The sequence below is a fragment of the Brevundimonas sp. GW456-12-10-14-LB3 genome (genome assembly GCF_059424365.1).
The window spans coordinates 1-22,794 of the sequence record NZ_JBWKZJ010000015.1; the positions used below are offsets into that span (position 1 = coordinate 1).

At 67.2% G+C, this 22,794-nt stretch carries 20 protein-coding genes; 13 read left to right on the plus strand and 7 right to left on the minus strand.

Annotation, left to right across the window (positions count from 1 at the left end):
• The 3 genes from AC07XS_RS08130 to AC07XS_RS08140 all read left to right on the plus strand — a co-directional run.
• Positions 1 to 460, plus strand: a 460-nt coding sequence (locus AC07XS_RS08130) for a helix-turn-helix domain-containing protein (protein WP_182715200.1), incomplete at its 5' end; no start/stop codon positions are given.
• A gap of 83 nt (positions 461 to 543) precedes the next feature.
• Positions 544 to 1,227, plus strand: a complete 684-nt coding sequence (locus AC07XS_RS08135; RefSeq protein WP_054766354.1) for an Abi family protein — start codon at positions 544 to 546, stop codon at positions 1,225 to 1,227.
• Entirely contained in the window at positions 1,224 to 2,351 is a 1,128-nt protein-coding gene (locus AC07XS_RS08140) for a hypothetical protein (protein ID WP_182715199.1), read from the plus strand. Before AC07XS_RS08135 ends, AC07XS_RS08140 begins: the two co-directional genes overlap by 4 nt.
• Before the next feature lie 36 nt (positions 2,352 to 2,387).
• Here AC07XS_RS08140 and AC07XS_RS08145 read toward each other — a convergent pair whose 3' ends face one another.
• The 3 genes from AC07XS_RS08145 to AC07XS_RS08155 form a co-directional block, all read right to left on the minus strand.
• Entirely contained in the window at positions 2,388 to 3,272 is an 885-nt protein-coding gene (locus AC07XS_RS08145; RefSeq protein WP_182715198.1) for a zincin-like metallopeptidase domain-containing protein, read from the minus strand.
• A 72-nt stretch (positions 3,273 to 3,344) separates the two neighbouring features.
• Positions 3,345 to 3,638, minus strand: coding sequence for a DUF736 domain-containing protein (locus AC07XS_RS08150; protein ID WP_182714080.1), 294 nt, complete (start codon positions 3,636 to 3,638; stop codon positions 3,345 to 3,347).
• A 347-nt stretch (positions 3,639 to 3,985) separates the two neighbouring features.
• Complete coding sequence (locus AC07XS_RS08155) at positions 3,986 to 4,564, minus strand: SOS response-associated peptidase family protein (protein ID WP_182714079.1); 579 nt, start codon at positions 4,562 to 4,564, stop codon at positions 3,986 to 3,988.
• 151 nt (positions 4,565 to 4,715) lie between these two features.
• On the opposite strand from AC07XS_RS08155, the gene AC07XS_RS08160 reads away from it, so the two are divergent.
• The 7 genes from AC07XS_RS08160 to AC07XS_RS08190 all read left to right on the plus strand — a co-directional run bounded on the left by AC07XS_RS08160 (position 4,716) and on the right by AC07XS_RS08190 (position 16,359).
• Positions 4,716 to 5,474: a damage-inducible protein gene (locus AC07XS_RS08160; protein WP_182714078.1), complete on the plus strand. Its 759-nt coding sequence runs from the start codon at positions 4,716 to 4,718 to the stop codon at positions 5,472 to 5,474.
• Positions 5,389 to 6,909, plus strand: coding sequence for a Y-family DNA polymerase (locus tag AC07XS_RS08165; RefSeq protein ID WP_182714077.1), 1,521 nt, complete (start codon positions 5,389 to 5,391; stop codon positions 6,907 to 6,909). The genes AC07XS_RS08160 and AC07XS_RS08165 overlap by 86 nt, the downstream gene beginning before the upstream one ends.
• On the plus strand, positions 6,906 to 10,163 hold the full coding sequence (locus AC07XS_RS08170; protein ID WP_182714076.1) for an error-prone DNA polymerase: 3,258 nt from the start codon (positions 6,906 to 6,908) through the stop codon (positions 10,161 to 10,163). Before AC07XS_RS08165 ends, AC07XS_RS08170 begins: the two co-directional genes overlap by 4 nt.
• Before the next feature lie 83 nt (positions 10,164 to 10,246).
• A complete protein-coding gene (locus AC07XS_RS08175; protein WP_182714075.1) occupies positions 10,247 to 13,165 on the plus strand; it encodes a hypothetical protein in 2,919 nt (972 codons plus the stop codon).
• 76 nt (positions 13,166 to 13,241) lie between these two features.
• The gene (locus tag AC07XS_RS08180; RefSeq protein ID WP_182714074.1) at positions 13,242 to 14,159 is read left to right on the plus strand and encodes a HEPN domain-containing protein; all 918 of its coding nucleotides are present in this window, start codon (positions 13,242 to 13,244) and stop codon (positions 14,157 to 14,159) included.
• A 17-nt stretch (positions 14,160 to 14,176) separates the two neighbouring features.
• Positions 14,177 to 16,024 (plus strand): DUF7380 domain-containing protein, encoded by a 1,848-nt coding sequence (locus AC07XS_RS08185; protein WP_182714073.1) that lies wholly within the window; start codon positions 14,177 to 14,179, stop codon positions 16,022 to 16,024.
• A 56-nt stretch (positions 16,025 to 16,080) separates the two neighbouring features.
• Positions 16,081 to 16,359 carry a hypothetical protein gene (locus AC07XS_RS08190; protein ID WP_161639679.1) on the plus strand — a complete coding sequence of 93 codons (279 nt, stop codon included), beginning with the start codon at positions 16,081 to 16,083 and terminating at the stop codon, positions 16,357 to 16,359.
• Positions 16,360 to 16,397: 38 nt separating this feature from the next.
• On the opposite strand, the gene AC07XS_RS08195 is transcribed toward AC07XS_RS08190, so the two are convergent.
• Complete coding sequence (locus AC07XS_RS08195) at positions 16,398 to 17,093, minus strand: hypothetical protein (RefSeq protein ID WP_182714072.1); 696 nt, start codon at positions 17,091 to 17,093, stop codon at positions 16,398 to 16,400.
• A gap of 119 nt (positions 17,094 to 17,212) precedes the next feature.
• Here AC07XS_RS08195 and AC07XS_RS08200 point away from each other — a divergent pair, with 119 nt between their 5' ends.
• Together AC07XS_RS08200 and AC07XS_RS08205 are read left to right on the plus strand one after the other, a co-directional pair.
• Complete coding sequence (locus AC07XS_RS08200) at positions 17,213 to 17,527, plus strand: hypothetical protein (protein WP_161639677.1); 315 nt, start codon at positions 17,213 to 17,215, stop codon at positions 17,525 to 17,527.
• Between the two features lie 285 nt (positions 17,528 to 17,812).
• Complete coding sequence (locus tag AC07XS_RS08205; RefSeq protein WP_161639676.1) at positions 17,813 to 18,613, plus strand: hypothetical protein; 801 nt, start codon at positions 17,813 to 17,815, stop codon at positions 18,611 to 18,613.
• Between the two features lie 15 nt (positions 18,614 to 18,628).
• Here AC07XS_RS08205 and AC07XS_RS08210 read toward each other — a convergent pair whose 3' ends face one another.
• Both AC07XS_RS08210 and AC07XS_RS08215 read right to left on the minus strand, forming a co-directional pair.
• Positions 18,629 to 18,832, minus strand: coding sequence for a hypothetical protein (locus tag AC07XS_RS08210; RefSeq protein WP_161639675.1), 204 nt, complete (start codon positions 18,830 to 18,832; stop codon positions 18,629 to 18,631).
• Between the two features lie 217 nt (positions 18,833 to 19,049).
• Complete coding sequence (locus AC07XS_RS08215; RefSeq protein ID WP_161639674.1) at positions 19,050 to 21,113, minus strand: ParB N-terminal domain-containing protein; 2,064 nt, start codon at positions 21,111 to 21,113, stop codon at positions 19,050 to 19,052.
• Between the two features lie 332 nt (positions 21,114 to 21,445).
• Here AC07XS_RS08215 and AC07XS_RS08220 point away from each other — a divergent pair, with 332 nt between their 5' ends.
• Positions 21,446 to 21,754, plus strand: a complete 309-nt coding sequence (locus AC07XS_RS08220; RefSeq protein ID WP_182714071.1) for a hypothetical protein — start codon at positions 21,446 to 21,448, stop codon at positions 21,752 to 21,754.
• Between the two features lie 45 nt (positions 21,755 to 21,799).
• Here the strand turns inward: AC07XS_RS08220 and AC07XS_RS08225 are convergent, their stop codons facing one another.
• A complete protein-coding gene (locus AC07XS_RS08225; RefSeq protein ID WP_182714070.1) occupies positions 21,800 to 22,699 on the minus strand; it encodes an endonuclease/exonuclease/phosphatase family protein in 900 nt (299 codons plus the stop codon).
• Positions 22,700 to 22,794: the final 95 nt, after the last annotated feature.

A 22,794-nucleotide genomic window follows, 5' to 3' on the forward strand; every position in this document is an offset into this window, starting at 1 on the left:
GCTCGCCCCCGCCCCGCCCCCCGCCAAGACCGCCGCGTCGCAGGACCGGATCTGGGGCAAGGCCGTCATCGCCAACGGTTATGCCGGCATCCCGTCGATCCTGATCCAGGCGCAGTCGCGACTGGGGCTGACCGCAATGCAGTTCAACATCCTGGTTCAGCTGCTGGACTACTACCGGGACCCGAACCGCGCCCCCTTCCCGTCGCGGGCGGAGCTCGGCCGCCGCATCGGTGTGAAGCCGAAGACTATCCAGACCAATATGCGGCAGCTTGAGCAGGCCGGCCTGGTGCGTCGCGAGATGCGCAAGACGGCGGCCGGCGACTGGGCCTCCAACATCTACCATCTCGATGGTCTGATCGAACGGGTCCGCAAGCTCGAACCCGAGTTCACCCAGGCGCGCAAGGATCGGGAGGCCGCCCGGCTTCGTGTCTCCACTCCGGTGGGACTGCGTCAGCCGTAAAGTCCGGGCCCAGAATTGATTTACCCCGGGGGCATGCTTTGCAGCAGAGGCGATCCCGGGGTGTACGCAGGTAGAGATAATCCATGACCCACCCTGATGCAAGGCCGGCGGCCGACGCCGATGCGGTGGAAGCCGCGCTCTCTCTCGAACGCTTCGCCCGCTATGTCGCGTGGGCGGAAGGCGACCGCGAGCGCGCCGTGGCACTCTATACGCTGAACACCCAGGTCTCCGAAGCCCTCTATGTGCCCCTCCAGGCCCTGGAGGTGGCGCTGCGCAATCGCATCCATACGGTGATGTCCGAGGCCCATGGCCCGGGCTGGTTCCAGCCCGAGGCCGGTCACGTCACCGACCGTCAGGCCGAACAGGTGCGCACGGCGATCGCCGAGCTGACCGAGGCGGGCAAGCCGATCGAGGACGGCCGCGTGGTCGCCGCCCTGACCTTCAGCTTCTGGACCTCGATGTTCGGGCGGGAGCAGGACGATCTGTGGAAGCGCACCCTGCACCGGATCGCCACGCGGGAAGGCCGCTTCCTGGCCAGGAAGGACTTCACCGCGCGCCTGACACAGGTGCGGCTCCTGCGGAACCGGATCGCCCACCACGAACCCATTCTCTACTGGAACCTGCCCAAGCTGCATCAGGCCATGCTGGAGATGACCCGCTGGCTGTCGCCGGCGATGGACGACTGGCGCGGGACGGTCGACCGCTTCCCCGAGGTCCACCCGGCCGAGCGTCTCGCCCTGCCCCGCCCCGGGAAGGACGAGGCGTGAGCGAGCCCTCCGGGACGACGAGCCCGGTCATCGACGTGAACATGCTGAGGCGGACGGCCATCAAGGCGCACGGCCTGATCCACGCCGACCGGGCCTACTGGCTCTACTACGACGAAACGAACAATATCCGGCGACTGCATCTCCAGGCCGACGCCTTCAACGTCCCGGATCTGAACTGCTGGGTGCTCGGCGGTCTCGGTCGTCGGGATTCGACCCCGATCGATGTCGCGCCGCTGAGGGCGCGGGCCTTCATCCAGCCCAACGCCGAGGAGCTGCATTTCGCGCTCTTCGGCCGGGGCGAGTTTCCGAAGGTCCTCGGGTCGAGGAAGCTGGAAACGTTTCTCGACTGGGCGCTGAAGGAAGACCTCCTCGTCCACTACCTCGCGCTCGACCCCTTCTACTGGTCCGTCGTCGATGTCGTCGACTCGGTGCTGGCGGCCGGGGAAATGCCGGACGGCTTCGGGGAAACCCTGAAGTCGGACCTCTGCACCGTGCTTCGCGACGACCGCGCCCGGACCGCGGCCCTGATGGCCCGGTTCGACTATCCCGACCTGAAGCCGGAAAACCGGCACGCCTTCATGACCGAGTTGATCGCCTTCGCGGAAGATCACGCCGGTCTGCTGGATCATTTCGGCTACCAGATGCTGCGGGGCCTGCTGCAGATGGGCCGCCACCATCCCCTGCCCTTCATCGAGGGCGGGGAAGCGCGGGTTCTGATCGACGGCTTCCGGGATTTCTTCCTGGAGCGCATCTGCATCTTGAAGAATGCGAGCCACATCTTCGACGCCGAGGACGTCGTCTCCGGCGAGCTCGCCCGGATGACGTTGACCGACGGCGACGCCCCCTTTTGCAACTATCGCTTCGTCGAGAGGTCGCATGACGATCCCGGCGTCCAGGTCTCCGATGTGATGGTCGGCTTCCTCGCCAAATTCTTCAGCTGGATCTCCAGTGTGGACGAGCACGAGGTTCGGGATTTGAAGGCCGCCCTGAGCCCGACCCAGGCGCGCAACCGGGAGCGCCTCATCGGTCTTCTCGAGGCCAGCTACGCCGAGAACGCGGCGTTCACGCACACAGTCGTCAGCCTCGCGGACCGACAGAAGGCCGCGATCTTCCTCGACTTCTGAGGAAGCGGGCCGACGGCTCGTCGGCCCGTCCCGGCCTCAGGGCTGCAGACCGTGCAGATGGTCGACCGCCTTCTGCGCGTGCGAGGCCGCCGAGACGATGAAGCGCTTGTCGACCTTCAGGACCTCGAGCCAGTTGGCGATATAGGCCGCATGGTCCTCGCGCGGTTCGAGGGCGAGCCCGAGGTCCGCGCAGAGGAAGGCGGCACCGAGCTCGGCGACGAGCTCTTCGCGGGCATAGCCGGCGTCGCCGAAGCGCTGACGGCCCAGGTCCCGATCGAGACGCGTGGGATGGCGCGTCCAGTGGGTCATCTCGTGGCCGAGGGTGCTGTAGTAGTCGTCCGCCGTCTCGAAACATTCGAACGGCGGCATCTGCACATGGTCCGGACCCGGGGCGTAGTAGGCGCTGCCGCCGCCGTGCCGGATCTCGGCGCCGCAGTGTCTGAAGAAGCCGTCGATGCGGGCGATCCGCTCATCCGGATTAATCTCGATCATCTCCGGTTCGCCGAAGCGCTCCGGCAGGCCTTCGATCTGATCGACGTTGAAGACGGTGTAGGCCTTCAGGAACGGGATGCGCTGCTGGACGTCCGCGCCCGTGTCGTCGGTGTCCTCACGGACGATCTGGTTGGCGTAGACGACCGTCGCGCCGCGTTCGCCCTTACGGACGTGGGCGCCGAGGGCCAGCGCCTGACGGAAGGTCATCCAGGTGGAGCGGCTGAATCCCCGGCTGGCCGCTTCGCCCCAGAGCAGGACGACATTGATGCCGTTGTAGGGCGTTCCATCATGGCGGAGCGGGCGGCTGACGGAGATCGAGGCCTTCCAGGGCTGGGTCCAGGGGCGGACCCCGGCTTCGAGCTGGGCGATGATCTGTTGGGTGATCCGGGTGTGGATGTCCGGGCGTGCGGGATCGGCGGGGCGCGTCATGGCGGCCTCCTCGAAACGGAGTGTGGGAAGAAGGAGCGGCGGCGCGGTCTCCGCCCCCCCGCGGCTCTTGGGTCAGCGGGACCAGATCAGGCTGTGTCCGCCCTCGACCTCCACCAGGGAGGCGTAGATCGGTCCCGGGAAGCTGGGATCGTCGAGCTTGACCGAGAGGTAGTCGCGGTCTTGCTGGCTCTTGCGCTTCCAGGCGGCGCCGAACTCGGTCTGGCCGGCGAAGATCCGGAAGTCGGGGGCCTTGTCGTCGTTCTTCTCGTTGGGCCGAAGAACCGCCGCCTTGACGTTCAGGGTGAGGGTCTTGATCGAACCGGTGTAGCCGTCGCCTTGGGCGGTGAAGGTGCCGATGGTGGCCATGTCAGTCTCTCCTTTGCTTCGGGCCACGCCTGCCGCGGCCTCGATGGCGATCGGGAGACCGGGGCCCGGGCGGCGCGCAGGGAGAGCGGAGCGAGCCCCCGCAGCGAAGCGGAGGACCGCGACAAGAGACTTTCTTGTTTCGCGAGGAAGGCCGTCAGGCCGGGGATGAAAGTCGCGCAAGCGGTTGCGCCAGCCGACCGGGTTTCGGTCAGATCCGCCTCATCGAGAGGCAGCGCCGGCTGGCGCGAAAAGGATGCGAGACCCCGGCCGCCCCGAACACCCCGTCACCGCTATCGGTCCCCGGCATGGTCGGTCAGGCCCCGACCCGCCCAGGCTCAAACCGGCGCTCAGGCGGCGGCGGGGAAGACCTTCTCGACGTCGAGGCTCCCGGCGGGCAGAGCCCGCAACAGTTCGGTCTGGGGCCGCTGAAGGTCGAGCCAGGCCGCACCGTCCTCGGGCCGAAGCACCACGATCTGCCGGTCGTGATAGGGGGCGATATCCTTCCCCGGCTCGGTGGTCAGCATGGCGAAGGCGCCCTCCTTGATCAGGCCCGCCACCCAGAAGAGCCGCTGGCCGAACAGGGTAAAGCGCCATTTGGTCTTTCGCTTCTGTCCGGGTTCGGGGTCGGTGAACTCGAAGAAGCCGTCCGCCGGGATCAGGCACCGGTGCGACCCCTCGAAGGATCGCCCGTCGGATCGGAAGTTGAAGACCGGGCGTCCGCCCTGCCCCTTCCAGGCCCAGGGGGTCATGACGGCTTCGGGCCCCTCCGCCCCCATCTGGATGATCGGGGCCCGATCCCCGATGCGGATCGAGGCCATCGGGCCGAAGTTCGGCATGCCGCCGGGAAAGACGAGCCGATTTCCCGTCAGATTGAACGCCGCGATCACATCGTCGAACGGCAGGATGAGTTGGTACTCGTTGCACATGACCTGAGCTCCCGTGACGTCGCGCCGAGGATTTCACGGCTCCGGGGTCGCCGCAAATCCCGGGGGAAAAGGCGCCGGCCGGATTGACTCCGGCCTCACCTTCGAACCAGAACATTTCAGGAACATTGTAGAGACGAGGAGGAGTTCGTCTATGCCGGCCGCCCGCTCGGCCCACTTCGACGATCTGCGCGCCAAGGTTCGCGCGCTGGAGCAGGCTGACCGTCGCGCGGCCGGCGTGCTGCCGTTCGAGGTGGCGACGCTGGACGCCGCCCTGCCGGGCGGAGGTCTGGCGCTCGGGGCGCTCCACGAGGTGGCCGGGGGCGGCGACGATGCCGTCGGCGGCGCGGCGGCCGCCCTGTTCGCAGCGGGCATCGTCGCCCGTCTGCCCGGACCGGTTCTGTGGTGCATCACCCGCCCCGACCTGTTCGCCCCCGCGCTCAACCATGCAGGGCTGGGACCGGACCGGGTCATCTACGTCGAGGCGGGCGACGAGAAGGCGCTGATGGCATGTTTCGAGGAAGGCCTGCGCCATGGCGGGCTGGCGGGCGTCGTCTGCGAGACGTCCCGCCTGACCATGACCGCCTCACGTCGGCTGCAGCTGGCCGCCGAGGCGTCGGGCGTCATCGGCCTTGCGGTCCGGCGATGGCGCCGGGCGGCGGAGGCCGCCGACTTCGGCCAGCCGACCGCCGCCGCCACGCGCTGGCGCGTCAGCGCCGAGCCATCGGCGCCCTTGCCGGTCCCCGGGATCGGTCGGGCGCGATGGCGGATCGAACTTATGCGTTGCCGCGGCGCCGACGCGGCGGACTTTATTCTGGACGCTTGCGATGAGACGGGTCGTCTCGCTCTTCCTGCCGAACTGGCCCGTCGATCGGTTGCACCGCCGGCTGGGCGCCGACGCGCCGCCGCCTGAGCATCCTCTCGTCCTCACCGGCCGGATCGGTCGCAAACGAGTCGTGACAGCCTGCAACGCCGCCGCCGCCGCCTCCGGCGCGCGCGTCGGCATGGCCGCGACCCAGGCCCAGGCCCTGATCCCGGGTCTGGACGTGAGAGACGCCGATCCGCATGGCGACGCCGAGGCTCTGGACCGCCTCGCCCTGTGGGCGATGCACCGCTACGCCCCCGTGTGCCAGGCCGATCCGCCGGATGGGCTGGCGATCGACGTCACCGGCGCCGCCCATCTTAAGGGAGGCGAGGCGGCGCTTCTGCGCGATCTGGCGACGCGCCTTCAGGGCGTCGGCGTGACCAGTCGGGGCGTCGTCGGCCCCACGCTCGGCGCCGCCCATGCGGTCGCCCGTTTCCGCGCCAACCAGAGCCTCATCGCGGACGACGGCGTCGATGCGGCGCTCTCCCCCTTGCCGCTGGAGGCCTTGCGCCTCCCGGCGGACCTTCCCGCCGGGCTGAGGCGAATGGGGTTCGAGCGGATCGGCGACGTCGCCCACCGGCCCCGCGCGCCTCTCCAGCTCCGTTTCGGAGCGGAGCTGGGCCGGCGTCTCGACCAGGCCTATGGCCGGTCGGGCGAGCCCCTGATCCCGGTCGAGGCGCCTGAGACGCCCCGCGTCGAACGGGTCTTCGCCGAGCCGATCGGGGCCCCCGAAACCCTGGCCCGGTACGCCGGCGCCCTGGCCGAAACCCTGTGTGGGCAGTTGGAAACGCGCGGCCTGGGGGCGCGGCGGCTCGACTGGCTCTGCTACCGCGTGGACAACCGGATCGAGGCCGTCCGCGTGGGTCTGGCCCGGCCGGTGCGCGACGTGCGCCGACTGACCCGGCTGCTGACCGACAAGATCGAAACGATCGCGCCCGGCTTCGGCATCGACCGCATGACGCTGGCCGCCAGCGCGGCCGAGCCGCTGAACTGGCGGCCCGCCGCTACGAGTCTCGGAGCGGAAGCCGCACCGGACGTGTCCCTGCTCGTCGATACGCTGGCGAACCGAATCGGCGCCGACCAGCTCTATCGACTGTCTCCGGTGGAAAGCGACGTCCCGGAGCGCTCCACCCGGAAGGTCGCGCCCCTGTCCGCCCCGACGGGCGGGGCCTGGGCGCCGGACTGGCCGCGCCCGACGCGGCTGTTCCGCAAGCCGGAGCCGATCGAGACCATCGCACTCCTGCCCGATAACCCGCCGACCCACTTCACATGGCGCGGCGTTCGCCGCCGGATTCGCCGGGCCGACGGCCCGGAGCGGATCTTCGGCGAGTGGGGGCGACGCGATGCGGAGATGTGGGCGGTCCGCGACTACTTCCAGGTTGAGGACGACGCCGGCGAGCGCTTCTGGCTGTTCCGGGCCGGCGACGGCGAGGATGCGAAGACCGGCTCCCAGGCCTGGTTCATCCACGGCCGGTTCGGATGAGCGAGACCGCGACGCGGCGCTATGCCGAACTCCAGTGCGCCTCCCACTTCTCGTTCCTGCGTGGCGCGAGCAGTTGCGACGAGTTGTTCGCCCAGGCCGCCGTCTGCGGCCTGGAGGCGCTCGCCATCACCGACCGGAACAGCGTCGCCGGCATCGTGCGGGCGCACGAGGCCGCCAAGGCGACCGGGGTCCGACTGGTGATCGGCTGTCGTCTCGAGCTCGTCGATGAGACGGCCATACTGGTCTATCCGACCGATCGGGCGGCCTACAGTCGCCTGTGTCGCTTGCTGACCCTCGGCAAGGGGCGCGCAGGCAAGGGCGCGTGTCGCCTCGACTGGTCCGATCTGGCGGACCATGCCGGAGGCCTGATCGCCGCGCTCGTCACCGATCGCGCCGATGCGTCGTGCCGCCGACGCCTCTCGGCCCTGGCCGACATCTTCGGCGCTGACGCCTTTTGCGCCCTGACCCTGCGGCGACGCCCCCGGGACCAGATGCGGCTGCATCAGCTGTCGGAGCTGGCGCAGGATCTTGGGGTGAAGACCGTCGTGACCAACGACGTCCTCTTCCACCACCCGGACCGCCGCATCCTTCAGGACGTGCTGACCTGCATTCGCGAGGGCTGCACGATCGACGATGTCGGCTTCAAGCGGGAACGATCGGCCGATCGTCATCTGAAGCGCGCCGAGGAGATGCACCGGCTATTCGCCCGCTATCCGGACGCTCTGCGCCGGGCGGTCGAGATCACCGAGCGCTGCCGGTTCAGCCTCGACGAGCTGTCGTATCAATATCCCAGAGAGGCCGCCCTGCCCGGCCTGACCCCGCAGCAGGCGCTGGAGCGACTGACCTGGGAGGGCGCGGCTGATCGCTACCCGGACGGTCTGCCGGACAAGGTCCGCGCCAGCCTGAAGCATGAGCTGACGCTGATCGAGGCCCTGGGCTATGCGCCCTATTTCCTGACGGTGAACTCCATCGTCCGCTTCGCCCGAAGCCGGGACATCCTCTGCCAGGGCCGGGGATCGGCCGCCAATTCGGCGGTCTGTTTCGTGTTGGGCATCACCTCGATCGACCCGGGCCGCAACGACCTGCTGTTCGAACGCTTCGTCAGCCAGGAGCGGAAGGAGCCGCCGGACATCGACGTCGATTTCGAACACGAACGACGCGAAGAGGTGATCCAGTGGGTCTATGAGACCTACGGCCGCGATCGCTCGGCGCTGTGCGCCACCGTGATCCGCTATCGGTCGCGCGGCGCCTTGCGCGACGTGGGAAAGGCGCTCGGCCTGTCCGAGGATCTGATCAAGACGCTGTCGTCCCAGGTCTGGAGCTATTCGAGCGAGGGCGTCGAGGATCGACACGCCGAGGAACTGAACCTCAACCTCCAGGATCGTCGCCTTCGGCTGGCGCTCGACCTGTCCCGCCAGCTGATCGGCTTTCCCCGGCACTTGAGCCAACACCCGGGCGGCTTCGTCCTGACGGACGACCGACTGGACGATCTCGTCCCCATCGAGCCTGCGGCGATGAAGGACCGCCAGGTCATCGAATGGGACAAGGACGACATCGATGCCCTGAAGTTCATGAAGGTCGATGTGCTCGCGCTCGGCATGTTGAGCTGCATGCGGCGGGGCCTGGACCTGCTGCGGGACCACAAGGGCGTCGGGCTCGATCTGGCCTCCATCCCGGCCGAGGATCCGAAGACCTATGCGATGATCCGCAAGGCGGACACGCTGGGGGTCTTCCAGATCGAGAGCCGGGCCCAGATGGCCATGCTCCCCCGGATCAAACCGCGCACCTTCTACGACCTGGTCATCGAGGTGGCGATCGTCCGCCCCGGCCCGATCCAGGGCGACATGGTCCATCCCTATCTTCGGCGGCGCGAGGGCAAGGAGCCGGTCGACTATCCCAAGCCGGAGCTGGAGCGGGTGCTGGGCAAGACGCTCGGTGTCCCCCTCTTCCAGGAACAGGCGATGCGGGTCGCCATCGAATGCGCCGGGTTCACGGCGTCCGAGGCGGACCAACTGCGCCGGGCCATGGCGACGTTCAAGTTCACCGGCGGCGTCAGCCATTTCAAGGATAAGCTGGTCAACGGCATGGTGGAGCGCGGCTATACGGCCGAGTTCGCCGAGAAGACCTTCAGCCAGCTGGAGGGCTTCGGCTCCTATGGTTTCCCCGAGAGCCATGCGGCGTCCTTCGCCCTGATCGCCTACGCCTCATCCTGGCTGAAATGCCATCACCCTGACGTCTTCTGCGCCGCCCTGCTGAACGCCCAACCCATGGGCTTCTACGCCCCGGCCCAGATCGTTCGCGACGCCCGTGAGCACGGCGTCGAAATCCGCCCGGTCTGCGTCAACGCCAGCCGCTGGGACTGCACGCTTGAGCCCACCAACCGTGAGGACCGGTTCGCCGTCCGCCTCGGCCTGCGCATGGTGCGCGGCCTGGCGAACGCGGATGCAGGGCGCCTCATCGTTCACCGGCGGGCGGCCGCCTTCACCAGTGTCGAGGATGTGTGGCGACGCTCCTCGACGCCGGTCGGCGCCCTCACCCGCCTCGCAGAGGCGGACGCCTTCCTGCCGTCGCTGGGGCTGCAAAGGCGCGAGGCGCTATGGGCGATCAGGGCCCTGCGCGATGATCCCCTGCCTCTGTTCGCCGTCGTCCAGGACGATGGCGCGACAACGCCGGAGGTCGCTGAGCCGGACGCGACCCTGCCCGGAATGCCGGCGGGCCAAGAGGTGGTCGAGGACTACAGCCATGTCGGCCTAACCTTGCGCGAGCATCCGGTCGCCTTCCTGCGCGACACCCTCCAGTCACGTCATGTCATGACCTGCGCCGACGCCTCGGCGATGCGGGACCGCCGCCAGACCCGGGTCGCGGGTCTGGTGCTCGTCCGTCAGAAGCCCGGGTCGGCCAAGGGCGTGATGTTCATCACCATCGAGGACGAGACCGGCGTCGCCAATCTGGTCATCTGGCCCAGCCTCTATGAACAGCAGCGCCGAATCGTGCTCGGCGCCAGCCTTCTCGTCGTGGACGGGAAGGTCCAGCGCGAGGGCGAGGTCGTCCACATCGTGGCGACACGCCTGCACGACGCATCCGACCTGCTGGCGTCACTAGGCCAGCGGGATCACTTCCCCCTGCCGCACGGCCGGGGCGACGAGGTCTATCGCGGCAGCGCGCCCGACGCCCGCACGCCCAAGGTGCGGGACATATACATCCCCGATCTGTCGCTTGAGGCGATCCGGGTGCGAACGCGGGACTTCCGTTAGCCTTCCACAGCAACCAAATCAGCATCACAACTACAGCTAGGACCCGGAAACGGGCGCAAAAACCTAGACGGGACAAATACGCCTTGGCCGACGGCCCCTCGCCAGCACAGCTTTCTCGCGTTCTCCGCTATCACCTGAACGAGCTGGGCGCGCTCAATGCGCACCATGACTTCGAGCATCTGACGCGACACGTCGCGCGAGCTCGGCTCTATTCGAACATCCTGCCCGCGACCGGCCCCGTCAGTGCGGGCGGTGATGGAGGCCGGGATTTCGAGTCGTTCAGGACGAACCTGCCGCTTCCCTTGACCGCGAACTCGCCGTTCGTCGCACAGGCCTCCGGAGCCCGCGAGGTCGTGTTCGCCTGCAGTCTCGAGAAGCGGATCGAACCGAAGATCAAGAAGGATGTGAAGTCCATCGTCGCGGGCGGGGCCGTCGATGAGATCGTCTACTTCTGCGAGGCGGATTTCCCGATCGGTCGGCGCCGCAGATTGCAGAAGTGGGCGAGAGACGAGCACAACATCGAGCTCAGGATTTTCGATGGCCAGGCGATCGCCGAATGGCTGGCAGATCGCGACCTGTTCTGGATCGCCCAGCAGTACCTTTCGCTGCCGGCCGAGACCGGCCCCGCAGGTCCTGCGAGTGGCGACGGGTACGATGATCGTCTTGCCCGTTGGCGAGACCGCGAACCGCTGGTGATAAGCCAGGCCGACTTCACGGACATAAAGCGCGGTGTGCGGCGAGCGACCTTCGACATCGAAGCACGTCACGATCTCCGCTTCTGGATTTCGAAGATGGAGGTCTTCGCGGCGCACGAGGCTGCACCGCGTGGTCTCGCCCGGAACGCGGCCTATGAGATCGCGGTCGCGTCCCTTCGAGGGTTCGGGGATCTGAACCCCCAGGCGCACAGGCTCCGCGACTACTACTCCGACGTCGGTGAATGGACCGGGCAGGCTGACCTGCAGAACGCAGCCACCTTGCTCGTCTATGCGCACGGCGGCTTGCTCCACTCGACCTATCACGGCTCATTGGAGGAGCTCGTTGCGTGGCGAAACACCCTTCTCGACGTAATCGATCGCGAGATCGAGACCGCGCCCGGCCCGGTGCGTCGCACCGGGCTACTTCGCGTCCGCGGGCACATCAGCGGACTCCCGAGCGCTCCGGACGCACCAAGCGATCCCGACGCGTCTCGTTCGGATTGGGGACGGATGCTCGATGAAGCCAAGTCTACGCCACTCTTTCCGATCGAAGACTTCTCGGATTTCCTGACCAAGGTGATCGCGATCACGGGCGAGGATGCGGAGTTGCTCGCCTTGGCGGAACGCGCCGACGAACTGATTGCGGAGCGGGCCGGCGGCGCCGTGGCGGGTGAAAAGGCGCTCAGAAGGGCGCTCGCGCTTCTGGACAATGATCATCCACTGACGGCGATCCGCGAGCTCCACAAGGCCAAGGCGAAGTGGTTTTCTGGGGACCGCATCGAGGGCGCCGTCCGCGTCATGCTCCTGCTCGCAGGCTGCTGCCGGGATTTGGGGCTGACCTACGCAGCCAAGAACTACGCGCTCGCGGCGGCCTTCATTGCCGAGTACCACCCCGATGACGCGCTCGGCCCGCTTCTGCCCACCGCGCGCTTGTCCGTGGCGGACTTCGAGGACAACTCAGGCTGCGCGGTTGGTTTCATTCAGGCGATGGCGGCGATGTTGCACGCTCATGTCCAGCATAAAGCGGACCCTCTCAACCTTCAGAAGCACTCGGACCTCAATGTCAACATCGGGCAACTGACGACGTGGCGTGGGGCTCTTCTCAGACTCGCCCCCGAGGCGCTGCCGACCTTTGACAGACTGTACGCCGACTGGCCGCCTGTTCTCTGGGATCCAATCCGGTCCGCTTCTGAGTCGGCGGACGGCTTCTGGATGCAGGATAACCCGGATGAACTGTGGGAGCGTCTCCAGGAGGCTTTCCTTGATCGTCCGTTCAGTGATTTTGGCCCCAAACGAACCGTTCGCTGGCGCGCGATGGATATCGATTGGACGTGCGTGTTCGAGAACCGCTACGCCGTCGTGCCCGAGGCCGAACAGGTTATAGCCAGCCTCCAGCTTTTCGCCGTCATCCTGCTCCGGGTCGATCTGGTGACCCTTCCGGGTGAAGTGCATATCGATGTGCGGGTGGATCCGACACGCGCGGAGCCTGCGTTCGAGGAAGTCGAACCCAGCACGCCGACCACAATACGCACCTTCAGCCTCACCCTTCCATCTGGGGGCCCGCTAGACCCATGGCCGATGATCCAAGGCGTCCTCGCTCCGATCCTCGGAGCCCTGTCGCTGTTGCCGCCGACGGAAGCGGCCGAAGCACTGAGCGACCAGATGGAAGCGCTCGCCGGCGAGCTCTTCACCGCTCGCCCTTACCCGGAACTCTACCGAGACCTGATCTCTGAGGAGGCGTTCGGCGAGGCGATCCGCCAGGCGTTGCCGGCCATCGAGCCCGAACGCGTCTTTGAGCTCAGAAAGATCGAGGCGCTGTCGGGGCCGACGGGCCCCGGGCCAGGATACGATGCGGATGAAGCCGCAGTGTCGATTGAGCAGCGGTACGATCGCTCGTTCGCCTATCTCCGGCACACCCTCCCAGTAATTCTAGCGGATCCGGATGTGCGCGCCCGCCTCGCGGCGATGCGCGACGAGGGACTCAAGGACTGGGAAATCCTGAGCATCCTGGCGAACATCGCCTTGAACGCCCGCTTTTCGTTCGATGTGGTGGGAAGACCGTCGCGCGAGGTGATGGAGAAGGCGAAAGCCGAATTGAGCAGGCCTGAAGAACCGGATGAAGCTCTGTCCGCCGAGGCCTTTTCGGAAGAGGCCATCAGAGTGAACAGGCTGATGTTCATCGGCGCCCACGTCGGTTCGTGGGGCTTGCAGGGCGGACGAATGAGAGATCCGGACGCGCTGGAAGCGCTTTTGATCCGGCGTTACGGCCTGCGGCGAGACGACGTCGATCACGAGCCCCTGTTCTGATGCCCGATCGCCGCTGCGACAGGTATGCGATGTTTTCGACCTTGCTTCGAGGCCGGGCATTTCCGAGACTCACCCCATGAAACGCCCTCTCCGCAAACTGTCGCCGACCAAGCAGCGCGAGCTGGAACGGTACGTCGACATCATCGAGGAGGGGTTCGCCAAGGCAATCTCGACGCGACGGGCCGACCGACTGAAGAACGGTCGCATCCTGAAGATCATCCTCTACGGGAGCTACGCACGAGGCGACTGGGTCCACGATCCGATCAGCCGTTACTTCTCGGATTTCGATCTGCTGGTCATCGTCGATCACGAGGACCTCACGGACATCGAGTTCTGGGAGAAGGTCAACGAGGAGCTGATGGAGCAGTGGACGCTCGGCGCCATGCGCACCTCCACCGAGCTCATCGTTCACAGCCTCGACGACGTGAACTTCAAGCTGGAGCACGGCCGTCCGTTCTTCATCGACATCGTCCGCGAGGGCGTCGTCCTGAAGGATACGCCCGGCGTGAAGCTGTCGGACCCGCAGCCTCTTCCGCCAGCGACCGCACTGGAAGAGACGATGGAGTACGTCGAGGAGTGGAAAGCAGCTTCGAACGGCTTCACGAAAATCGCGCGGTTCTGCATCGACGATCACGAGCTAAAGCTCGCAGCGTTCAATCTGCATCAAGCGACCGAGTCCCTGTATCAGGGCTTGCTGCTCGTCCTGACGCTCTATGCGCCTCGCAGCCACAACCTCGTCCATCTCCGGAAGATCACGGAGCCGCTGGAACCCCGCCTGCGCGAGGTGTGGCCGCAGGAGACCAAGTTCCAGAAGCGCTGCTTCGAACTGTTGCGCGCGGCCTATGTGAAGGCTCGCTACTCGCGCCACTACCGCATCACGGAGGAGGAGCTCGCCTATCTCGGAGAGCGCATCGAGTTGCTCCGCCAGATTGTGGCCGAAGCCTCCGATCGCCGGCTCGCTGAGCTGCGGGCTGGGGGTTCGGGCGAGACCTAGCGCCGCCGTCCACGACCATGTCCACGACCTCTGCCGAAGGCTTGAACTGGCCGCCGCCGACCATGGCGATCGTCGGCTTCGATGTCGAAGCGATAAACGCCGAAACGGCGGACCATTCGCACGTCGATGCTGGCGTGTTCGAGCAACGATTCATGGTGCGCGCGCGAGCGAGCGAAGGGAAGCTGGCCTTCGGGTGGTTCTGGCTGTCCGGCGCCGTTGGACTTTTGCTCCGCCCCGCCGACCAGGGATCACCCTGGGGGCCGCGGTATATGGGCGACGGCTGGCGGATGCCCGTGATCGAGGACTTCCTCCCTCAGGCCGAGGCTTTCGAAACCCTGGCGGCTCAACTCGATCATCCCGGGCTGAAGGCTCGACTGGCCGATATCGCCTGGACCAATGAGCGCCATCGCGGGGCAGCGGGACGCTGCGCGATCGACGCCTATGTCGATAGCCTGGATCGGCTGCTCGATGGTCGCGCCAGACCGCGATACGGCGAAGTCGAGGGCGCTTCGTTTGAAGCGCTGGGGTTCGCCCAACGCGCCCTGCAGCTTGCGCTCAGGCTGACCGGCAAGAAGAAAACCGACCCGGCCGCGCGTGACGCCTTTTTGCGCCTCTATTGTAGAGCGGTGACCGACCGCGCGGTCACTGTCTTCGGTTCGGCGGCGGAACTTGCGCGCTACTACGATCTGGTCCCGGCCCTCGACGTCGCCGCCGACCTGGAGGCCGTCGCTCGCGACGCTCCGGATCGGTTCGACCCCTTGGCCTCCGCGCAGTTGTTGGGACACGCTGCGCACCTTCATCTGCAAGCCCGAGACGAGGACGCCAGCAGGCGGTGTCAGGTCGAGAGGGTCAGCACAATCCTGAAGATGGTGGACCAGGTCAGCACCTCCGGCGCCAAGGCGCATTGGGTGCAGTCCGCCCTGCACGCCCTGCGCGGCATAAAGGGACAGGATGAGTGGCGCCGTTCGCTCCGGCGGGACTTGCGTGATCTTCAGGAAGACGCCCTGTCCGAGTTCGTCATGATGACCGTTCCGCTCGACCTCGGCGAAGAGCGACGGGAGGCGTTCGAGACCTTCGCGCAGCTGGATCTCCCGGCGGCATTGAAGGCCTTGGCCTGCATCGGACGGTCCCAGCCCGTCGAGACGCTTCGCGAGGACGCACTGGCCTCGCTCGATCAGTTCCCGCTCGGCGCCATGATGGGAACCCGGCACTCCGACGAAGACGGACGAACCGCCGCGAACACGCCATCCGGAGATCGGGAAGATCCCGACGAGGATTGGCTGAAGCAGAGGATCAACGAATCCGAGCGATTTCGTCGGCAGATCATCGTCGAGGGGAGCTTCGACCCGGCCCGGCTGACCCTCTCCCAACGGCACAACATCCACGAACGGCATCTTGCGGCGATCGTGTCCCGCTCCCCGTTCGTGCGCTGGGAGCAGCGAGGTCTCATGGCGCTGGGCTTTACCCGCCTTCTGCAGGGTGACGATCAGTCAGCGGTCCATCTGCTCGTTCCGCAACTGGAGCCGTGCCTGCGCCATGTGCTCCGGGTTGCGGGCCATGACCCGGTCGTCGATTTCGACGACATGACGGAGGAGAATGTGTCTCTGTCGGCGATGTTGGGCAGACTGCGCCCTCAGCTGGAAGCCATCCTGCCGCCGGCCACCGTTCTGGAGCTTGAGCTCCTGTTCGACTTCCGGGCTGGGTCGGCCCTGCGCCATGCGGTGGCCCATGGACGGATCGGCACTGGGGGATGCCATACGACCGAGGCCGTTTACGCTTGCTGGCTGCTGTACCAGCTGACGTGCTGGCCGTTGCTGCGCACGTGGGACTCCATCACAGCACCGGCTATAAGAGAGCAATGTTAGCCGACAGGCCCGCCCAACAGCGGCCCGCCCCGGCAGTCTTCGCATGAGGCCGCGCCATGAGTGACAAACGGACTGACTTTCTCTGGATCGTCCAGATGATCATGATCAAGCATCAGGAGCGCGTGACGGGTTGGTCCGGCGTGGCGGGCGACGCGGTTGCAGCGAGCCACCGCATTCCCGCAGTGATGACGGCGAGGGACGCCGCCCTCGCCTTCTGCAGCGTCTTCGTCGAAGGCTTTAATGGCGAGACGCGCGCTGAGGTCCCAGCCTGGCTGAGCGCCCTCCGCGATCCGCCCCGCTCGGTTTACGAGGACCGAGGGCTCCGCTCGGTCTGACGCGAAAGTGCGAACGGGAGCGATCGAGGGTGACCCCGTCAGCCCAGCGCGCCGAGACTGACCACTACCCAGGCCGACCGATCCGCGCCGTGGCGGGCCGACAGTTCAACCCAGACCATCTCGCCGACGCCGACGCCTTGAAGAAGATCGACCGGGGCCACGGCCGTGTAGCTTTCGATAGGGTCGAGATCATTCTTCTCGATGGTGATCTGCCGGGCGGCGCCGCGCGCAGGCAGGTCCAGGAGCTTGCGTCCAAGGTCGCCGAGATCCGCGTAGAGCTCCTTGATCCGGGTCGTGTCGGCCTTCAGATCGCGCACGACGCCGATGAAGCTCTCGTGCTCACCCGGCATCGGGTCCATCGCCTTGACCCCGACAAGCTGGTGCGCCGGCGCGACGATGTGGGCGGGCGCCTCTGGCGTCGGTGCGCCCGTGCCGATGGCCACAAAGCCTTTGAGGGCCGCAAGAGGCTGTCCCTTTCCGGTCGAAGGATCGAGGCCGGCTTTCAGCCAGCCGCCCGCGCCCGCCATTGAAGCGCCGACGATCGCGGCGGTGCAGTCGTGTCGCGGCCACGGCGGCTGATTGGTTTCGAAGAAGACGCCGCTGCCGCAACTGCATTGATAGACATAGATCGCCGAGGCGCAGTCCGGACATCGCCACGGATAGATCCAGGACCGGCACTCCGATCGATGCAAAAAATGTCCCATACGCGCCTCCCGACGCGCAGCTATCCGCATCTTCGGCGAGTCCACAAGCGGGGGTTGAGGGCGCGATGCACCACGGCGCCCCAAGGTGGTCGGCTTGCAGCGATCGCACCGAGCGGGCAACGTGGCGTTCCGCCTGACAAGGAGCGCTCATGTCCCCATCCATCCTGACCTTCATTGCCTTCTATCTGAACGGGGCGATGGACTCCGGTCGCTACGACGACATCATGATCGATGAGGTCAAGGAGGAGATCAGGAACGGAACCGTCTTCGACTATCTGCGTCGTCGCCTCGGTCAGGACATCGACCTGAGCCTGCTGGATCCGGCGCAGGAGGCGGAACTTCTCGGGGAGTGGCAGGACCTGCTCGACGCCGTGAACGAGCGGCGCAAATTCTGCGTGGAGCGGCGAGGCCTCACCCTGCTCGTCGCCTATCTGCTGGAAGGCCTGCAACGCCGGATGCCCTGAGGCGACGCCGCGGCGAGCCTCGCCCGGCACAGCTTCCCGAGGTCCATGACCAGGCTTCCCGGGAAAGCGCCATCGACGAACGCATGGCGATCAGGATGCCAGTCGGCCCGATCGTGCCCCTCCTTGCGCATCCTGCGACTCACGGCATCTTGGGCGTCGGGTTAGGCGCCTGTGACCTGTCGCCGGGTCAAACGTCTCGTGGCTTGCAATCCCTTCCTCGGCCCCACGTTTTCCTCGTGTGCCGCAGCGTAATCGGCGACCTGCGCACCCACTGAGGCAAACGCCATGGTCGAACTCGACATCACTCTGAATCCTGTCACCCTTGAGCGCCTCAAGGCCGGACTTCGACAGACCGCTCCCGAAATCAAATCCTCGCATCGCGTCGAAGCGCTGGCGCGTGGACTGGGATTTCACTCCAACGCCGAGTTGCGCGCTCGCATTGACGGGTGCGGTTCTCGACGGATCGATCCGGAGTCTTTCGGCCGCTACCTGGCCGAACGCGGCTTCGATGCGCCGGCGTCGATGCTGCTGCGCGCCGCAGGGCATGCGATCACACTCACGGCCATGGACCGAGACGATCGTCTCCACAAATGGGGATGGGGGTTCGGGCGGCCCGAACGCCGAACCGATGGCCGCTGGGAGACGCCCTATGAGCACTATGATCGGGTCCAGGCGTATTGCGAGGAGCTGAAAGACATCGCCGTCGCCGACCATGTGCTGCGCGCGCTCGCCATGCTGGCGTCGGTGCCCGCGACGAAAACCATCCGCCCCGACACCGACAGCTATCGCCTGAAACACATCGCGGAAAACTTCGCCTGCACCTTCCCGGACGGCGCGCCCTTGGGCCCGGACTACGTCGCGAACGGCCCTCTGATCGTGGCGGCCGTCCATCTTGGTTTCCGATACCGGACGGCTCACGACCGGGACGGCAACGAGTGGCCGAACGTCACCTTCAACATGTCCCAGTCTCACCTGCTTGAGCTGGACATCGCCTGTCGGCCCAACGGCGCACGGGCGCAGGACCGACGCCGCAAACAGGAGGCGCGAAAGTACGGTTCGCTGTGGCCGCAGATCAGAGCGGCCTAGCTCCCGCCATGCCCCCTAACGCTGGTGCGACGGTTTCTCGCGCGGGTTCTCGGGATCGGGTTCAGGCGCGTCGTCCAGCGCCTTCCACATCGACTTGACCGTGTCGGACTGGCCCGTGGTCGTATCCTCGCGGGCCTGTTCGACGGCGTCGCGCTCGTCGTCGCTCAGCGCGCGTTTCAGTCGTCGTTCCTGATGCGCGATGAACTTGCTGGGCTTCATGCGCAGGTCATACCTTGATCGGGAGCCGTGGGCGACCCGACCCGGAGCCGGTCGGTTCGGAAAGGGTCGCCCGAGTTCCGGTCCATAGGTCCGTCCCCCCGCCATTGGACTTACAGCGTTATGCCGAAGCGCGACACCGCGCATCGGCGCCTTGCCCAGAGACAAAAAGCCGCGCGCCCCCAAAGGGCGCGCGGCGAGTTTTCGGCCCTGACGCCGTCTATTCGGCGGCGAACCGATAGGCGTCGTCATCGGCGGCGGGCGGCTCGGTCGCCTCGCCTTGCGGCTCCGGGGTCTCCGGTTCCGCCGCATCCGAGACGGTGCGCAGCACCGACGGGAGCCAGCCCTTGCCCTCCACCAGCCGCTCGGCGGCCTCGGCCATATCGCCCTTCTTGAACCCTGCTATCCGCCCGGCTTCCTCGGGCGTGGTCGCCTCGGTCACCGCCTCCAGCACCCGCGCCTTGGACACGCGGGAGAAATAGCTGGCGGCGGTGGCCGTCCACGTCCCGGTCATGTCCAGACCGGTGGCGGTCGCCAGCGTCTCGGCATGGGCCAAGGCGTCCGGCTTGCGGTCGTGGGGGTCACGCACAGCGTAGAGACCGACGCCCGCGCAACAGGCCATCAGGTCCAGAAGGTCCGACGGCGGCAGGGTCATCAGCACGGCCCAGAGGTCTCGCGCCTCTTCCGGCAGACGGGCGCCCCACGCCTCCAGCCGGTCGGCCACCCGCCGCCCGGCCGGGCTGTCGCTGACGCCTGGCGCCAGCCGCTCCAGACCGGTCACGCTCAGACGCAGTTGCAGGGGCGTCCACGTCCCCCACGCCGGGTAGAAGACCTGCAAGGCCAGCGCATGGACCACCACCGTCAGGGCGATGTTTTCATCGGCCTGAACCGCATCGCGCAGCCCCATGGTCCGATGGGCGGTGAGGTCGATCACCAGCCGTTCGGACAGGGGCGCCGGTCCCTCGTCGGCCTCGGCGTCCGGCGCGGGCGGCGCCGTTTCGTCGTCCTGCGTCTCCGGCTCAGACCAGCTTTCCGGGGCGTCCGGATCGGGCGCGCGGTCGCTGACCGCATCTTCGGCCCTGACCAGACCCCGCTCGAACCGGGCCAGCCCGTCATGTCCCAACAGGACCATGACCCCGGCCCGCGCCTTGACCTCGGCGGGATAGTCGAAGTCCGGACCGAAGGCTTGCAGGGCCTTGTCGATCTCTTCCAGTCGGGCGTCGGCTTCGGGCGTCAGCCCTTCCGGCCCGGCCTCGGAGACGAGGGCGTCATATTCCTCGGACAGGGCGGCGATCTGCGCCGCATCGTCCTCGGAGCGGACGACTTCGACCGGATAGACCCGGCCCAGGGCGTTGACGGCGACATAGTCGGACGCGGCCTCGGCCCATTTCCAGTCCTCGCGCTGGCGCGCCTCGTCGGCCAGAGCGGTGAGCTTGTCGCCCACCATCCGGTCCAGCAGGGCCGGGTCTTCCAGCCAACCGCCGCCGTCCTCGGTGAACAGGTCGCGCAGCACCGAACCGCCCTCGGCCTCATACGCCTCGACGCCGACGAAGACGGCGCGGCGGTCGTCCGCCCTGACCTTGGCCTCGGTCATGGCCCGGCGAATGGCGTGGACGGGACGGTACTCGCCCAACTGCTCGAACACCTGACGCTGCCGGTCCTGATCGCCGCTGACGCAGAAGGCCATCAACTGATCAAGCGCCAGCGCCCCCTCCCGATAGGCCGCCATCAGCTCCGGGGCCGCCGCCCCGAGCCGCAGACGTTGACGCACTACGGTCGCCGTGACGCCGAACCGGGCGCCGATCTCCTCGGCGCCATAGCCCTTCTCGTCCGCCAGCCGCTTGAACGCCTCGAACTGGTCGGCGGGGTGCATGGCCTCGCGGGTGGTGTTTTCGTCGAGGCTGATTTCATGGGCGTCATTCTCGGTATCCACGACAACCTTGACCGGATGGGTCCGCTTGATCTGCTTGCGCTTGGCCAAGAGCCTCAGGCCCTGACGGCGCCCCTCCCCGATGGTTACGAGGTAATTGCCGGTGGCGGCGCCGTCCTCGCCGCGTTCGATCTCGACCACGGGCGGCTGCAACACCCCCTTGACCTTGATGGAGGCGGCGAACGCCTCGATGGTCGCCGCGCTGTGCGGCACCTTCCGGGCGTTCTTCGGGGACGCCTTCAACCGGTTCAGCGGAACCACGATCTCCGCACCGTGAACCGGCTCCTGATCCGCTCCGGTCGCGGCGGCGCCAGCCGCCGCAGGGATACGGGCTTGGGTGGATTGAGCAGTCATGTCTGCCTCCTTTGGGCAAGGGTTGCAGGCACGCGAAACGCGCGCCTGAAACCCTGCCCGTCGGCGAGACCGGGGTAGCAAGGGCCAGGGCGGATCGGCCGGAGGGGGATCGCCCGGCCTGCACAAGCCTCGTATCGATCGCGGACATCGCGCCCGACGCCGGCGCGGAAGGCCGGGGAGACCGGCCGATCCGGCGGCGAAGCCGCTTCACCCTGGCCCGCGCGAGGGCGGAGCCCTTAGATCTTCAGAGGCATGCGATCGCGGTTCGGCCAGCCGAATCAGCGGTTAGGGTGATGTCCCTTCGCCGATTGCGGCCCACACGGAGTGCCTAGATGACCACCGCTGCATCCCCCGCCCGACCCGCCTGCTACGCCCGGATCATTCTGACCGCAGCGGGCGCTCAACTCCCCCGTCAGCACTTTTTGGTCGCCGGATCCACGCCGGCTCAGATCAACAGCGTCGCAATCGGCCTACGCGACGCGCACGATCAGGCTGACAACCATCTTACCAAAACTGTCCTGGCCACCGACGTGCCGGAGCACGTTCTGCTCCAGGATGGTCAGTCGCTGCCTCTCGGCGTCGAGCTGAGTTGGTTCGACAACGATCTGGGCAAGGTGGATTGGTCGAAGCTGAGGATCTGATTGTCAGCAGGCGGCGGCGAGCGTTCAGGACGTGCTACCCGTGTGTCAGCCCGCGATCCGCACCGAGATCGGACAGTGGTCCGACGGGTGCTCGGCCTCGGGCACACCACCGTAGACATATTCCTCGAAGGACCCCGGCTCGATCCGGGCGGTCGCGGCGACGCCCGTGGCGATGAAGTCGATGTATTCGCGATACCGCGCCTTGCAGCCCGCCGACCGGTCGCCCGAGGTCAGGTTCAGGGTCGAACCCTCGGGGTCGCCGTCGTTCAGGTCCGCCAGGAAGGCGTCGTTGCGGCTGGCGAGACGACGGTTCCAGTCACCCAGCACGACGAAGGCCGTCCCCTCGCGAGCGCGCGCCTCGGTCCATCCTTCCAGCACCGGCAGCTGGTCGAAGAGCACGGGGCAGTCAGGGTCGGTCGGCTCGCGGCCGGAGTTGCAGCCAGACTTCAGATGCACCGCCAGGAGCCGGACCGGCCGTCCGCGCGACACGGTCACATCCACGCCCCAGCGCAGATCGGGGTTACCAAGGGCCAGGGCGCTCAGGTCGGGGTTGCGAGTCCAGGGCACGCCCTTGCGGATGGCGAAGCCGACGGCCTGATTCTGAATGTAAAGTCCCGGACGCCCGCGGCACTCGCCGCTGCGCGTGCTGGCCGGACGGCCGGACATGACCACGTCGTAGAGCGCCGGGTCGAACACCCGCTCCGCGGCGGCCCGGTTCTGCACCTCCTGGAAGGCGATCACGTCGGCCCCGAGGGCCGAGGCGTGCGCCCGCAGACGGGCGTAGTCCGCCCCGGTGCGTGGGCTGCAGCCCTCCCCGTCCCGTTCGGCCAGATGCTCCATATTCCAGCTGGCGATCTTGAGGCTACCGCCGTCGCGGGGCGGCGTCATGCCGATGCAGCCCGACAGGAGGGCGGCCGAGAGGGTGAGGGCGATCAGGGATTTCATGACGGGGGCCTCGCGGTGAAGGGTGCGGCCCGGCCGACGGCGGGTCGGCGCGGGACCGCTGCCGGGCGCAAGGTCGGTCGCGGTCCGGCGGTCTC